At 65.6% G+C, this 14,165-nt stretch carries 16 protein-coding genes; 4 read left to right on the top strand and 12 right to left on the bottom strand.

Going from position 1 to position 14,165, the window contains the following annotated elements; genetic code table 11:
- Positions 1-10: 10 nt before the first annotated feature.
- A complete protein-coding gene (asd, locus tag SRAH_RS05845; protein WP_029462416.1) occupies positions 11-1,120 on the bottom strand; it encodes an aspartate-semialdehyde dehydrogenase in 1,110 nt (369 codons plus the stop codon).
- Between the two features lie 296 nt (positions 1,121-1,416).
- Here asd and SRAH_RS05840 point away from each other — a divergent pair, with 296 nt between their 5' ends.
- Positions 1,417-1,788 carry a DUF2784 domain-containing protein gene (locus tag SRAH_RS05840; RefSeq protein ID WP_029462415.1) on the top strand — a complete coding sequence of 124 codons (372 nt, stop codon included), beginning with the start codon at positions 1,417-1,419 and terminating at the stop codon, positions 1,786-1,788.
- Here the strand turns inward: SRAH_RS05840 and leuB are convergent.
- The 11 genes from leuB to SRAH_RS05785 form a co-directional block, all read right to left on the bottom strand.
- Positions 1,785-2,867 carry a 3-isopropylmalate dehydrogenase gene (leuB, locus tag SRAH_RS05835; RefSeq protein ID WP_029462414.1) on the bottom strand — a complete coding sequence of 361 codons (1,083 nt, stop codon included), beginning with the start codon at positions 2,865-2,867 and terminating at the stop codon, positions 1,785-1,787. The genes SRAH_RS05840 and leuB overlap by 4 nt on opposite strands.
- 45 nt (positions 2,868-2,912) lie before the next feature.
- Positions 2,913-3,563 (bottom strand): 3-isopropylmalate dehydratase small subunit, encoded by a 651-nt coding sequence (gene leuD / locus SRAH_RS05830; RefSeq protein WP_029462413.1) that lies wholly within the window; start codon positions 3,561-3,563, stop codon positions 2,913-2,915.
- 27 nt (positions 3,564-3,590) lie between these two features.
- Entirely contained in the window at positions 3,591-3,716 is a 126-nt protein-coding gene (locus SRAH_RS12040; protein ID WP_076606990.1) for an entericidin A/B family lipoprotein, read from the bottom strand.
- A gap of 24 nt (positions 3,717-3,740) precedes the next feature.
- On the bottom strand, positions 3,741-5,162 hold the full coding sequence (leuC, locus tag SRAH_RS05820) for a 3-isopropylmalate dehydratase large subunit (protein WP_029462412.1): 1,422 nt from the start codon (positions 5,160-5,162) through the stop codon (positions 3,741-3,743).
- An 87-nt stretch (positions 5,163-5,249) separates the two neighbouring features.
- Positions 5,250-6,560, bottom strand: coding sequence for a citrate synthase (locus SRAH_RS05815; protein ID WP_029462411.1), 1,311 nt, complete (start codon positions 6,558-6,560; stop codon positions 5,250-5,252).
- A gap of 54 nt (positions 6,561-6,614) precedes the next feature.
- Positions 6,615-6,911, bottom strand: coding sequence for an FAD assembly factor SdhE (locus tag SRAH_RS05810; RefSeq protein ID WP_029462410.1), 297 nt, complete (start codon positions 6,909-6,911; stop codon positions 6,615-6,617).
- Positions 6,912-7,080: 169 nt separating this feature from the next.
- Positions 7,081-7,785 (bottom strand): succinate dehydrogenase iron-sulfur subunit, encoded by a 705-nt coding sequence (locus tag SRAH_RS05805; protein ID WP_029462409.1) that lies wholly within the window; start codon positions 7,783-7,785, stop codon positions 7,081-7,083.
- A 36-nt stretch (positions 7,786-7,821) separates the two neighbouring features.
- Positions 7,822-9,630, bottom strand: a complete 1,809-nt coding sequence (gene sdhA, locus SRAH_RS05800) for a succinate dehydrogenase flavoprotein subunit (protein WP_029462408.1) — start codon at positions 9,628-9,630, stop codon at positions 7,822-7,824.
- A gap of 3 nt (positions 9,631-9,633) precedes the next feature.
- Positions 9,634-9,999, bottom strand: coding sequence for a succinate dehydrogenase, hydrophobic membrane anchor protein (gene sdhD, locus SRAH_RS05795; RefSeq protein WP_029462407.1), 366 nt, complete (start codon positions 9,997-9,999; stop codon positions 9,634-9,636).
- Between the two features lie 31 nt (positions 10,000-10,030).
- Entirely contained in the window at positions 10,031-10,465 is a 435-nt protein-coding gene (gene sdhC, locus SRAH_RS05790) for a succinate dehydrogenase, cytochrome b556 subunit (RefSeq protein WP_029462406.1), read from the bottom strand.
- 167 nt (positions 10,466-10,632) lie between these two features.
- Positions 10,633-11,424: a GntR family transcriptional regulator gene (locus SRAH_RS05785; protein ID WP_029462405.1), complete on the bottom strand. Its 792-nt coding sequence runs from the start codon at positions 11,422-11,424 to the stop codon at positions 10,633-10,635.
- A 121-nt stretch (positions 11,425-11,545) separates the two neighbouring features.
- Between SRAH_RS05785 and SRAH_RS05780 the strand changes: the two genes are divergently transcribed.
- The 3 genes from SRAH_RS05780 to SRAH_RS05770 are packed head-to-tail and all read left to right on the top strand — an operon-like array spanning position 11,546 to position 14,165.
- The gene (locus tag SRAH_RS05780) at positions 11,546-12,532 is read left to right on the top strand and encodes a malate dehydrogenase (protein ID WP_029462404.1); all 987 of its coding nucleotides are present in this window, start codon (positions 11,546-11,548) and stop codon (positions 12,530-12,532) included.
- Between the two features lie 21 nt (positions 12,533-12,553).
- On the top strand, positions 12,554-13,570 hold the full coding sequence (locus SRAH_RS05775; RefSeq protein ID WP_045476310.1) for an HpcH/HpaI aldolase/citrate lyase family protein: 1,017 nt from the start codon (positions 12,554-12,556) through the stop codon (positions 13,568-13,570).
- A 34-nt stretch (positions 13,571-13,604) separates the two neighbouring features.
- Positions 13,605-14,165, top strand: a complete 561-nt coding sequence (locus tag SRAH_RS05770; RefSeq protein WP_149028933.1) for a hypothetical protein — start codon at positions 13,605-13,607, stop codon at positions 14,163-14,165.

Raw genomic sequence — 14,165 nt, 5'->3', positions numbered from 1 at the left:
CACTATACCCTCAAGCCGCCAACAGGATGCGCAGCATGCGCCGCAGCGGCTCGGCCGCGCCCCACAGCAGTTGGTCGCCGATCACAAACGCCGACAGGTACTGCGGCCCCATGTTGAGCTTGCGCACCCGCCCCACCCCCACCTGCAGGCCGCCGGTGATGGCGGCGGGTGTGAGCTCTTGGGCCGAAGCGGCGCGCTCATTGGGCACCCACTTGACCCACGGGTTGCCGTTGCGGATCAGGGTCTCGATCTCGGCCAGCGGCAGGTCTTGCTTGAGCTTGAGCGTGAGCGCCAAGCTGTGGCAGCGCATGGCCCCGATGCGCACGCACAGGCCATCGACCGGGATGGTCTGCGCCGTGCCCAGAATTTTATTGACCTCGGCCTGGCCTTTCCATTCTTCTTTGGACTGGCCGTTGTCGAGCTGCGCGTCGATCCACGGAATCAGGCCACCGGCCAGCGGGGCACCGAAATACTCGCGCGGCACCTCGTGGCGAATGGCGTGCGCCACCTTGCGGTCGATTTCCAGTATGGCGCTGGCCGGGTTGGCCAATTCGTTGGCCACGGCGGCGTGGCACACGCCCATGCCTTGCAGCAGCTCGCGCATGTGGTTGGCGCCGCCGCCCGAAGCGGCCTGGTAGGTCATGGAGCTGACCCACTCGACCAGATCGGCCTTGAACAGGCCGTTCAAGCCCATGAGCAGGATCGAGTTGGTGCAGTTGCCGCCGATCCAGTTGCGCCCGCCCGCCGCCAGCCGGTTGCGGATCAGGCCCTCGTTGACCGGGTCGAGGATGATGACCGCGTCATCTTCCATGCGCAGCGCCGAAGCGGCGTCGATCCAGTGCCCTTGCCAGCCGCTTTGGCGCAGGCGCGCAAACACGGCTTTGGTGTAGTCACCGCCCTGGCAGGTGAGGATGATGTCGCAGCGCGCCAGCGCCGCGAGGTCGTTGGCGTCTTGCAGCGTGCGCTGGGTGCGGGCTTGCTCCGGCGCAGCCCCGCCCGCGTTGGAGGTGGAGAAAAACACCGGATCGATGTGCGCGAAGTCGCCCTCGGCGCTCATGCGGTCCATCAACACCGAACCGACCATGCCGCGCCAGCCGACCAGACCTACCACTTTGCTCATGACAAACGCCCTTTCAGTTAAAAAATCGCTGCAGTGGCGGGCCGCATGGCAGACCGCCTGTTAAACCAGCTGCCCCGGCTCGTCTGGCCGGGTGGGGGCGCGACGAACCGGGCTGTGTTCAGCCGGTCGTGGTTTTGATGAAGGCGCGCACCGCCCAGCCCGGCCGGGAGGCAGGGGTTGCGTGGAATGCGGGCGCGCAGTGCATAAACATGGGTAGCCATTCTAGCCGGGTTTAGGGATCGGATTTTGCTCGGGTTTTGCATGCGCGGGTCAGGGTTTTGCGATAGTCTTCACCCATGCTCTACCGTCTGGCTGCCGATCTGGTGCTGTCGCTGCACCTGCTCTACATCGTGTTTTCGGTGTTCGGGGCGGTGCTGGCGCTTCGGTGGCGCTGGGTGCCGTGGCTGCAACTGCCTTGCGCCGCATGGGCTTTTTTTGTCATGCTGGCCGGGGCCCCATGCCCCTTGACCGACATCGAAAACCACTTTCGGGCGCTGGCCGGCCAGGCGGGGGTGGAGGGCGGCTTCATCGAGCACTATCTGCTGGCCGTCATTTACCCCGAGGGGCTGACGCGCGAGTTGCAGTTTGTGCTCGGGGCGCTGGTGCTGATTTTTAACGTGGTGATCTACGCTTGGGTGTTGCGCCGGCGCCGCCAAACACGGGCTTAGCCTGCCTGCGCGCGCAGCGCCGCCACCACCGCCGCGCCCATCTGCGCCGTGCCGACGCGGGTGCAGCCTTCGCGGTAAATATCGGGGGTGCGCAGCCCTTGCGCCAGCACGCTTTGCACCGCGGCCTCGATGCGCGCTGCCGCGGCGTCTTGGCGCAGCGAGTAGCGCAGCAGCATGGCGGCACTCAAAATGGTGGCCAGCGGGTTGGCAATGCCTTGGCCGGCGATGTCGGGGGCGCTGCCGTGGCTGGGCTCGTACAGGCCCTGGCCGCGCTCGTTCAGGCTGGCCGAGGGCAACATGCCGATCGAGCCGGTGAGCATGGCCGCTTCGTCCGAGAGGATGTCGCCAAACATATTGCCAGTCACCACCACGTCGAAGGCCTTGGGGCGCTTGACCAGTTGCATGGCGGCGTTGTCCACGTACATGTGCTCCAGCGCCACGTCGGGGTACTGGGCGTGGACTTCGGTCACCACGTCTTTCCAGAACTGGAAGGTTTCCAGCACGTTGGCCTTATCGACGCTGGTGACTTTCTTGCCGCGCTGGCGCGCCGCCTTGAAGGCCACGTGCGCGATGCGCTCGATTTCGGGCCGGCTGTAGCGCATGGTGTCGAAGGCTTCTTCGCTGCCGGGGAACAGGCCGTCGCTGGCGATGCGGCGCCCGCGCGGCTGGCCAAAGTAAATGTCGCCGGTGAGCTCGCGGATGATCAGGATGTCGAGCCCGGCGATGAGCTCGGGCTTGAGGCTGGAGGCATCCACCAGTTGCTCGTAGCAGATCGCGGGGCGAAAGTTGGCGAACAGCCCGAGGTGCTTGCGCAGCCCCAAAATGGCCTGCTCGGGGCGCAGGTGGCGCTCCAACTGGTCGTATTTCCAGTCGCCCACGGCCCCAAAGAGCACCGCGTCGGCCTGCTGCGCCAGCTTGAGCGTGGCCTCGGGCAGCGGGTGCCCGTGCGCGGCGTAGGCGGCCCCGCCCACCAGGGCGTGCTCGAACTCGAAGGGCAATTCCAGTGCTTGCAGCACCGCCAGGGCCTGCGCAACAATTTCGGTGCCGATGCCATCACCGGGAAGGACTGCGATTTTCATGGGGTGGGGGGGCGTGCGTGGGGGAAACAAAGGGGGCGGGCGAGATCAGCCCAGCCAGGTGCGGTTCAGCCACGGTTTGGTGGCTAGGCGCTCGGCTTCGAAGCTGCGGATTTTGTCGGCGTGGCGCAGCGTCAGGCCGATGTCGTCGAGGCCGTTGAGCAGGCAGTGCTTTCTAAAGGCGTTGACCTCGAAGGCGATTTCTTCGCCCTGCGGCAGCACGATGCACTGGCGCGGCAAGTCGATGGTCAGGCGGTAGCCGGGGAAGGCGTGTACCGCGTCGAACAGCTGCGCCACCTGCGGCTCGGGCAGCACGATCGGCAGCAGGCCGTTTTTGAAGCAGTTGTTGAAAAAAATGTCGGCAAAGCTGGGGGCGATCAGGGCCCGAAAGCCGCACTGCTCGATCGCCCAGGGCGCGTGTTCGCGGCTGGAGCCGCAGCCAAAATTTTTGCGCGCCAGCAGCACCGAGGCCCCGGCGTAGCGCGGCTGGTTGAGCACGAAATCGGGGTTCGGGCGGCGGCTGGCCGGGTCTTGCCCCGGCTGGCCGACGTCGAGGTAGCGCCACTCGTCGAACAGGTTGGGGCCAAAACCGGTCTTGCGGATCGATTTCAGGAACTGCTTGGGAATGATGGCGTCGGTGTCGACGTTTTCGCGGTCGATCGGAGCCACCAGGCCCTGGTGTACGGTAAAAGCTTGCATCGGGGGCGTAAGGGGTGCGGGCGCGGCCTAGCGGGCGGCGTCCTGGATGATCTGGCCGCCGCGCTGCACGTCTTTGCCGATGCCGGCAATGGTCGAGCAGCCGCTCAAGGTCAGGCTGGCGGCCAGCAGCAACAGGGTAAGGACGGGTTTCATGGCAAAACTCCTGGGTGAGGGAATTCAGGCGTAAGGGCGCACATCGACGAAGTGGCCAGCGATGGCCGCCGCCGCCGCCATGGCTGGGCTGAGCAAATGGGTGCGGCCCCCCGCCCCTTGGCGGCCTTCGAAGTTGCGGTTGCTGGTGCTGGCGCAGCGCTCGCCTGGCTCTAGGCGGTCGGCGTTCATGGCCAGGCACATGCTGCAGCCGGGCTCGCGCCACTCAAAGCCCGCGGCGCGAAAAATCTCATGCAAGCCTTCGCGCTCGGCCTGCGCCTTGACTTGGCCGGAGCCGGGCACCACCAGCGCCAGACGCACGTTGCGCGCCACTTTCTGGCCCAGCTTTTGCACCATGGCCGCGGCTTCGCGCAGGTCTTCGATGCGGCTGTTGGTGCACGAGCCGATAAACACCTTGTCCACACTCAGGTCGGCCAGGCGCTGGCCCGGTTGCAGGCCCATGTAGCTGAGCGCGCGTTCCACGGCGGCGCGCTGGCCCGCGTCTTTGATCTGGTCCGGGTCGGGCACGCGGCCGGTGATCGGCAGCACCATTTCGGGCGAGGTGCCCCAGGTCACTTGGGGGGCGATCTGGGCTGCGTCGAGTTCGACCACGGAGTCGAAAACGGCGTCCGGGTCGGATTGCAGGGTGCGCCAGTAGGCAGCGGCCTGCTCCCACTCCAAGCCGCTGGGGGCCAGCGGGCGCCCTTTGAGGTAGGCGATGGTTTTCTCGTCCACCGCCACCAGGCCGGCTCGGGCCCCGGCCTCGATCGCCATATTGCAGACCGTCATGCGGCCTTCGATCGACAGGGCGCGGATGGCGCTGCCGCCAAACTCGATCGTGCAGCCGGTGCCGCCCGCGGTGCCGATGCGGCCGATGATGGCCAACACAATGTCTTTGGCGCCGCAGCCCTGGGGCAGTTGGCCCTCGACGCGGATGAGCAGGTTCTTGGCCTTTTTGGCCAGCAGCGTTTGGGTGGCCAGCACGTGCTCGACTTCGCTGGTGCCGATGCCGTGCGCCAGCGCCCCAAAAGCGCCGTGGGTGGAGGTGTGCGAGTCGCCACAGACCACGGTCATGCCGGGCAGGGTGGCGCCGTTTTCTGGCCCCACCACGTGCACGATCCCTTGGCGCGGGTGCATGAAGGGGAAGAAGGCGGCGGCGCCAAACTCGGCGATGTTGGTGTTGAGCGTGGTGATCTGCTCTTTGCTGATCGGGTCGGCAATGCCCTCGTAGCCCAACTCCCAGCCGGTGGTGGGGGTGTTGTGGTCGGCCGTGGCCACCACCGAACTGACGCGCCAGACCTTGCGCCCGGCCTCGCGCAGCCCTTCGAAGGCCTGCGGGCTGGTGACTTCGTGCACCAGGTGCCGGTCGATGTAGAGCACGGCGGTGCCGTCGGGCTCGGTGTGGACGACGTGCTCGTCCCAGATTTTGTCGTAGAGCGTGCGTCCCATGCGTGGGCAGTGCCTTCAGGTGGTGACAAAGCCCCGCTCACGCCAAGCAGAGCGGGGCCGGGTGGGGGCCGGGCTGGGTCTGAAGAATCAGCGCTTAATCAGCGTCGGCACGTCGCGCCGGGGTGAGCCGGTGAACAACTGACGCGGACGGCCAATTTTATACTCTGGGTCGCCGATCATCTCATTGAGCTGGGCAATCCAGCCCACGGTGCGCGCCAGCGCAAAGATGCCGGTAAAGAGCTTGACCGGAATGCCAATCGCGCGCTGCACGATGCCGGAGTAGAAATCGACGTTGGGGTAGAGCTTGCGCTGCACGAAGTAGTCGTCTTCGAGGGCGATTTTTTCCAGCTCTTTGGCCAGTTTGAACAGCGGGTCGTTTTCCAGTCCGAGCTCGCCCAGCACCTCGTTGCAGGTTTCCTGCATCATTTTGGCGCGTGGGTCGTAGTTTTTGTACACACGGTGGCCAAAACCCATGAGCTTGACGCCCGAGTTTTTGTCCTTGACCTGGTTCATGAACTCGCCCACTTTGGCAATGCCGCCGCTGGCCTGGATGTCTTCGAGCATGTTCAGGCAGGCCTCGTTGGCGCCGCCGTGGGCCGGGCCCCACAAGCAGGCCACGCCGGCAGCGATGGCGGCAAAGGGGTTGGTGCCCGAGCTGCCGCACAGGCGCACGGTGGAGGTGGAGGCGTTTTGTTCGTGGTCGGCGTGCAGGATGAAGATGCGGTCGAGGGCGCGCTCCAGCACCGGGTTGACCACATAGTCTTCGCACGGGGTGCCAAACATCATGCGCAGGAAGTTGCCGGCGTAAGACAGGTCGTTGCGCGGGTACATATAGGGCTGCCCGACGCCGTATTTGTAGGCCATGGCGACCAGGGTCGGCATTTTGGCGATCAGGCGGATGGCGGCGATGCGCCGGTGTTCCGGGTTGTTGATGTCGGTGCTGTCGTGGTAGAAGGCCGACAAGGCGCCCACCAAGCCGGTGAGCACGGCCATGGGGTGCGCGTCGCGCCGGAAGCCGCGCATGAAGAACTGCATCTGCTCATTGACCATGGTGTGGTTCAGGATGAGCTTGTGAAAGCCGTTGCGCTCGCCTTCGTTGGGCAGCTCGCCGTTGAGCAGCAGGTAGCAGGTGTCGAGGTAGTCGCACTGGGTGGCGATTTGCTCGATCGGGTAGCCGCGGTAGAGCAGCTCGCCCTTGTCGCCGTCGATGTAGGTGATGGCCGACTGGCACGAGGCGGTCGAGAGAAAGCCCGGGTCGTAGGTGAACATCCCGGTTTGGCCGTAGAGCTTGCGGATGTCGATCACGTCCGGGCCGATGGTGCCGGCATAAACCGGCAGCTCCATGCTCGGAGCCCCGTTGCTAAAGGACAGGGTGGCTTTGTGGTCAGCGAGTTTCATGCGACATCCTTATGGGGTGAAGGGTAAAAGGGGCTAAAACTTGGGGGGATCGGGCTAGGCGGGCTGCTGCGCGACCGGGCGCAACTGCTGCAGCAGCTCCAGCACCTCGGCGCTGCTGTGCTCGGGGCCGGGGGGCTTGCGCGAGAGCAGCAAATCGAGCAAGTCGGGGTCGGACAAGTCCATCAGGGTGTGCATGGCGCGCGCCTGGCGCTGGCTGATCGAGGTCCCCATGCGAGCAAAAAAGCGCTCCAGCAGCAGGTCGTTTTCCAGCAAGCCGCGCCTGCAGCGCCAGCGCAGCTTGCTGAGCGCGCGCTCATCAATCGGGTCGGCGTCGGCAAGCGTGGAGGCCAGCCCCGCCGCCGGGCCGTCCCAAGGCGGGGCAGCCCCCTCGGGGGGCAGCGCAGCGCACGAAGTGGCAAGCGTGGGGGCCATGCCTTCCGCCGCCGGGCCGTCCCAAGGCGGGGCAGCCCCCTCGGGGGGCAGCGCAGCGCACGAAGTGGCAAGCGTGGGGGTCATACCGTTAGATGGCGCGCCGCACCATCATTTCCTTGATCTTGCCTATCGCCTGGGTCGGGTTCAGGCTCTTGGGGCAGACATCGACGCAGTTCATGATGGTGTGGCAGCGAAACAGGCGGTACGGGTCTTCGAGGTTGTCGAGCCGCTCGGCGGTGGCCTGGTCGCGGCTATCGGCCAAAAAGCGGTAGGCTTGCAGCAAACCGGCCGGGCCGACGAATTTGTCGGGGTTCCACCAAAAGCTCGGGCAGGCGGTGGAGCAGCTCGCACACAGAATGCACTCGTACAGGCCGTTGAGCTCTTCGCGCTCCTCGGGCGACTGCAGGCGCTCGGTTTCCGGCGGCTGGCTGGTGTTGATCAAATACGGCTTGATGCTGTGGTACTGCTGGAAAAACTGCGTCATGTCCACGATCAGGTCGCGCACCACCGGCAGCCCGGGCAGCGGCTTAAGCACGATCTCGCCCTTGAGCGTGTTCATATTGGTCAGGCAGGCCAAGCCGTTCTTGCCGTTGATGTTCATGCCGTCGGAGCCGCACACGCCTTCGCGGCAGGAGCGCCGAAACGAGAGCGTGGGATCGACAACCTTGAGCTTCATCAGCGCGTCGAGCAGCATGCGCTCGTGCCCGCTCAGCTCCACTTGCAGGGTCTGCATGTAGGGCTTGGCGTCGCGCTCGGGGTCGTAGCGGTAGATTTTGAAGGTGCGTAGGGCCATGTTCAGGTGCTCCGGGTGGGGTGCGCGTCGGCAGCTTTAGAAGGTGCGGACTTTGGGCGGAACCGAGGCCACCGTGAGTGGCTTGAGGTTGACCGGCTTGTAGCTGAGCGAGTTGTCGGCGCTGTGCCACAGGGTGTGCTTCATCCAGTCGCGGTCGTTGCGGCCGAGCGGGAACTCGGCGTCGTCGGCGGCACGCTCGTAGTCGTTCACGGTGTGGGCACCGCGGCACTCGCGTCGGGCGGCGGCCGAGCTCATGGTGGCTTGGGCGGCTTCGATCAGGTTTTCCACTTCCAGCGCCTCGATGCGGGCGGTGTTGAAAACCTTGGATTTGTCTTTCAGGCCGATGGCCTGCACGCGCTGGCGCAGCGCATTGACCTTGCCCACCCCTTCGTCCATGCTGGCCTGGGTGCGGAACACCCCGGCGTGTTGCTGCATGGTGGTGCGCAGATCGTCGGCCACGTTTTGGGCGTATTCGCCCTCGGTGCAGGTGTCGAGCCGGGCCAGCCGGGCCAGTGAGCGGTCGGCGGCGTCGGCCGGCAGGTCGGCAAATTCGGCCTTGCGCTCCAGCGTGTTGACGATGTGGTTGCCGGCTGCGCGGCCAAACACCAGCAGGTCGAGCAGCGAGTTGGTGCCGAGCCGGTTGGCTCCGTGTACCGATACGCAGGCGCACTCGCCCACGGCGTACAGGCCCTGCACCGGGCGCTGGCCGCCTCTGCCGTCGGGCAGCACCACCTGGCCGTGGATGTTGGTCGGGATGCCACCCATCTGGTAGTGGATGGTGGGCACCACCGGGATGGGTTCCTTGGTGATGTCCACGTTGGCAAAGTTGTGGCCAATTTCGAACACCGAGGGCAGGCGCTTGAGGATGGTGTCGCCACCCAAGTGCGTCATGTCGAGGTTGATGTAGTCTTTGTTGGGGCCGCAGCCGCGCCCTTCCTTGATCTCTTGGTCCATGCAGCGGCTGACGAAGTCGCGCGGGGCCAAGTCTTTGAGGGTGGGGGCGTAGCGCTCCATGAAGCGCTCGCCGCTGGCGTTGCGCAGAATCGCGCCTTCGCCACGGCAGCCTTCGGTGAGCAGCACCCCGGCCCCGGCTACGCCGGTGGGGTGGAACTGCCAGAATTCCATGTCTTGCAGCGGGATGCCCGCGCGCGCTGCCATGCCTAGGCCGTCGCCGGTGTTGATGAAGGCGTTGGTAGAGGCGGCAAAAATGCGCCCGGCACCGCCGGTGGCCAGCAGCGTGGTTTTGGCTTGCAGCAAATAGGTTTCGCCGGTTTCCATTTCGAGCGCGGTCACGCCCAGCACGTCGCCGTCGGCGTTGCGCACCAGGTCGAGCGCCATCCACTCGACGAAGAAGGTGGTGCGCGCCGCCACGTTTTGCTGGTACAGGGTGTGCAGCATGGCGTGGCCGGTGCGGTCGGCGGCGGCGCAGGCGCGCTGCACCGGTTTTTCGCCGTAGTTGGCGGTGTGGCCGCCAAAGGGGCGCTGGTAGATGGTGCCGTCCGGGTTGCGGTCGAAGGGCATGCCGAAGTGTTCCAGCTCATAGACCACTTTGGGTGCTTCGCGGCACATGAACTCGATCGCGTCTTGGTCGCCGAGCCAGTCGGAGCCCTTGACGGTGTCGTAGAAGTGGTAGTGCCAGTTGTCTTCGCTCATATTGCCGAGCGATGCCCCAATGCCGCCTTGCGCCGCCACGGTGTGCGAGCGGGTCGGGAACACTTTGGAGAGCACAGCCACGTTGAGGCCAGCGCGCGCCAGTTGCAGCGAGGCGCGCATGCCGGAGCCGCCGGCCCCGATGATGACGACGTCAAAGCGGCGCCGGGGCAGGGAAGAGGTGAGAGCAGCCATGAATCAGAGTCTCCAGAGCACTTGGAAGGCCCAGCCGGCGCAGCCGACCAGCCAGACGAGCGTGAACACATGCAGCGCCAGGCGCAGCCCGGCCGGTTTGACGTAGTCCATCCAGATGTCGCGCACCCCCACCCAGGCGTGCCAGATGAGCGCCACGATCAGGGCGTAGGTGAGGAACTTCATCCAGGTTTGGGCAAAGATGCCGGCCCAGACTTCGTAGCCGATCGGGCCGCTGACCAGCAGCACCTGCGCCAGCAGCAGCAGGGTGAACAAGGCCATGAGGGTGGCGCTGACGCGCTGCATCAGCCAGTCGCGCAAGCCGTAGTGGGCGCCGCTGACGTTGCGCCGGGAACCGTAGTTGACTGCCATGGTGATGTGCTCCTAGGGTTTGCTGTGGTTTTTAGTACAGGCCAAACAGCTTGGCGCCCAGCGCAGCCGTGAGGCCCAGGCTAAGCACCAAGGTGGCGACGGCAGAGGATTTGCCAAAGGCTTTGCCCACGCTGTGGGTGGCGTCCATGTAAACGTGGCGCAGGCCCGCGATCAGGTGGTGCAAAAAGGCCCAGATCAGGGCCAGCACCACCAGCTTGACGAACCAGGCCGGCACGAAGGCTATGCCGGCCGTGAAGGCCGAGGCAAACACGCCAAAGGACAGCTCGGATGAGAGCGAGGTGTCGAACATCCAGACGATGAAAGGCAGCAGCAAAAACAGCAGCAAGCCGCTGATGCGGTGCAGGATCGAGACCCAGCCCGCTGCCGGCAGGCGGTAGCTGGGCAGATCACTGAAGGCGTTGATGTTGCGAAACTCGGGCCGCGGTGTGGTGCGCGATTCAGCCATGGTGTGGACCTGTGGTTGGGGTGTGGTGCGGATGGAGCGGAGGAGGCGGTAAGGGCGTTCGGGTCAATTTTTGAGTCTGCACGATAACCCTGACGTCGACCTGTCGGATTCTATTGCAACGCAACATTTGCGCGGTCGGTCTATGGTTATGTTTGGCTTGGTCTTGCTTAGCTCAAATGGTTGCGGTAGTGGTGGTGATCGGTGCGGTACAGGCCGCGGCGCAGCTCCATCGGGGTGTCGTGGTAGGTGTAGGCGATGCGCTCGACGCTCAGCAGCGGCGTGCCGGGTGCCACACCCAGGCGCTCGGCGGCCTCTGGGTCGGCAGCCACGGCTTTAATCTTTTCTTCGGCGCGCACCATGCTCAGGCCAAATTGGCTCTCGAACAGCGCGTACATCGGGCCTTGGTCTTGCGTCAAGACCTCTAACGTGAGCCCCTTGAAGGGCGTGCCGGGTAGCCAGATTTGCTCCAAGATGGTCGGCCGGCCCTGAAAGGCCAGCACGCGCAGCACCTGCACCGCCGTGTCGCCCGCGCGCAAGCCCAGTGCAACGGCGACGTCGGCCGGGGCGCGCAGGCGCTGGCATGACAGAATCTGGCGTTCGGCTGGGCCGTCGGCGTCGGGGTTGCCGCGGTCGGGGTGCAGGCGCAGAAAGCGGTACGAGACGTGCTGCTCGGCGTGCGTGGCCACAAAAGTGCCCTTGCCTTGGCGGCGGCGCAGCAGGTTGTCGGCGGCCAGTTCGTCGATGGCTTTGCGCACCGTGCCCTGGCTGACACGAAAGCGCGCCGCCAGCTCGACCTCGCTCGGAATCGGCTCGCCCGGCTTCCATTCGCCGTTTTGCAAGCTGTGCAACAACAGCGCCTTGATTTGCTGGTACAAGGGGCTGAAGGCGGGCGTGGCTGCAGCCGAACTGCCGTCGCTGGCGCCCGGAGCAGGTGCGGTGGAGGATAAGGCGGAACCCATATGCGTTGCCCCAATCATATCTTATATAAGACACAAGACAAATTGACGCGCAGGGCAAGCCGGGGTACACTCGGGTCATCGAGCGCTTTTTTTCAACCTGTGCATTATTTGGAGTGTTTACATGAGCAAGAAGCCCGTTCGCGTGGCCGTCACCGGTGCCGCTGGCCAAATTGGTTATGCCCTGCTGTTTCGCATCGCTTCCGGTGAAATGCTGGGCAAGGATCAGCCCGTGATCCTGCAGCTGCTCGAAATCCCCGACGAAAAAGCCCAAAAAGCGCTCAAGGGCGTGATGATGGAGCTCGACGACTGCGCCTTCCCGCTGCTGGCCGGCATGGAAGCGCACAGCGACCCCATGACCGCCTTCAAAGACACCGACTACGCCTTGTTAGTCGGCTCGCGTCCGCGCGGCCCCGGCATGGAGCGGGCCGAGTTGCTCGCCATCAACGGCGCGATCTTCACGGCCCAGGGCAAGGCACTCAACGCCGTCGCCAGCCGCAACGTTAAAGTGCTGGTGGTGGGCAACCCGGCCAACACCAACGCCTACATCGCCATGAAGTCGGCCCCCGACCTGCCGGCGCGCAACTTCACCGCCATGCTGCGGCTGGACCACAACCGCGCCCTGAGCCAACTGGCGGCCAAAACCGGCAAGCCAGTGGCCTCGATCAAGAGCTTGGCGGTGTGGGGCAACCACAGCCCGACCATGTACGCCGACTACCGCTTTGCCACCATTGCGGGCGCCTCGGTCAAAGACATGATCAACGACCACGCATGGAACAAAGACGTGTTCCTGCCCACGGTGGGCAAGCGCGGCGCGGCCATCATCGAAGCGCGCGGCCTGTCGTCGGCGGCCTCGGCGGCCAATGCGGCCATCGACCACATGCGCGACTGGGCGCTGGGCACTGGCGGCGAGTGGGTGACGATGGGCGTGCCCTCCAACGGCGAATACGGCATCCCCAAAGAGGTGATGTTCGGCTACCCCGTGACCTGCTCGGGCGGCGACTACCAGATCGTCGAAGGACTGCCGATCGACGCCTTCAGCCAAGAGTGCATCAACAAGACCTTGGCCGAACTCCAAGGTGAGCAAGACGGGGTGCGGCACCTGCTGTAATTGCATCCAGGCAGCCGCACCATGCACCCGCGCGACGTGTTGTTGGGTCCCCAAGCCGGCCAGCGCTTGCTGCCGGTTTGCGACCATTACAGCGGCGTGCCGGCGCGCATGCGCAAAAGCCTGGCGCTGCAGGCCGAATACAGCCAGCGCCACGGCCGCTGCGTGTTCGATGTCACGCTCGACTGCGAAGACGGCGCCCCCGTGGGCGGCGAGGCCGAGCACGCGGCGCGGGTGGTCGAGCTGTTGCAGGGGCTGGATTGGACCGCTGCGGTTCAGCCACGCGTCGGGGTGCGGGTGCACCCGGTCGATCATCGGGCTTTCGAGGCCGATGTGGCCACCATCGTCGGTGCAGCCGGGGCGCGGCTGGCCTACCTGATGCTGCCCAAGGTCGAGGGGCTGGCCGATGTGCAGCGCGCCGTGCTAGCGGTGGATGCCGCTGGGGGCACGACGCTGCCCTTGCATGTGCTGATCGAGTCGCCGCTGGCGCTGCACCAGGCGTTCGAGCTGGCGGCGCACGCGCGCGTGGAGTCGATCAGCTTTGGCCTGATGGACTTTGTGTCGGCGCACGGCGGGGCCATTCCAGCCTCGGCCATGGGGGTGCAGGGCCAGTTCAGCCACCCGCTGGTGCGCCGCGCCAAGCTCGAAATCGCCAGCGCCTGCCATGCCCACGGCAAGGTGCCCGCGCACTGCGTGGTCACCGAAATCAAGGACCTGCCCGCGCTGCGCCAGGCGGCGCACAGGGCGGCGCACGAGTTTGGCTACCGCCGCATGTGGAGCATCCACCCGCAGCAGATCGAGCCCATCCTGCAAGCCTTTGCCCCGCCGGCCGACGAGCTCGATCTGGCCACCGCGATTATTCTGGCGGCAGCGCAGGCCGATTGGGCGCCCATCTCGCACCAAGGGCAATTGCACGACCGCGCCAGCTACCGCTACCATTGGCAAGTGCTGGAGCGCGCACAACAAACCGGGGCCGCGCTCGATGCGGCGTTGGCTCGGTTTTTTGTGCCGCCACCGACCGTGCAGCACCTGCGCCCTTGAGCACCGCCCGCTACTTTTTTAACAGGAGCCTGCCATGCCATCGAATGCTATGCAAATTTCCTTGCTTTCGGCCAGTGGCAGGCCCCGCGCCCTGCGGGTATCTCGGTCTGTGCTCGGTCTGAGCTTGCTTGCAGCCCTGCTGGCCGGCGGCGCCTTGGCAACGGCCCACGCACAAGGCAGCGGCCGCTCCGTGCCCACGGTGCAAGCCGGCACCCCGGCCGACACCCCCTTGAGCGAGCGCGAACGGGCCACGGCCGCGCTGGTGCACGTGGGAAGCAAGAGCTGTGCCCAAGGGCGCAGCGTGCGCATCGAGGCCGACGCGCAAGAGCCGGGCTTTTTCCGCCTTAGCCTGGATCGGCAGACCTACCGCTTGCGCCCGGTGGAAACCAGCACCGGCGCCATCCGGCTCGAAGACCGGGCCCAAGGCGTGGTCTGGCTGCAGTTGGCCAACAAATCCATTTTGCTCAATCAACGCCAAGGCCGGCGCCTGCTCGACGACTGCGCCAACGCCGTGCAGCAGGCCGTGGCCGCCGCCATGCAGCGCAACCCCGGCCCCAGCCTGTTCGATGTGGCCCAGCGGCCACCCGCTAACTAA

The organism is Serpentinimonas barnesii (genome assembly GCF_000696225.1).
Lineage (GTDB): Bacteria > Pseudomonadota > Gammaproteobacteria > Burkholderiales > Burkholderiaceae_C > Serpentinimonas > Serpentinimonas barnesii.
Note: the sequence above shows the minus strand (reverse complement) of the source record. Positions and strands in the feature narration are given on the sequence as shown.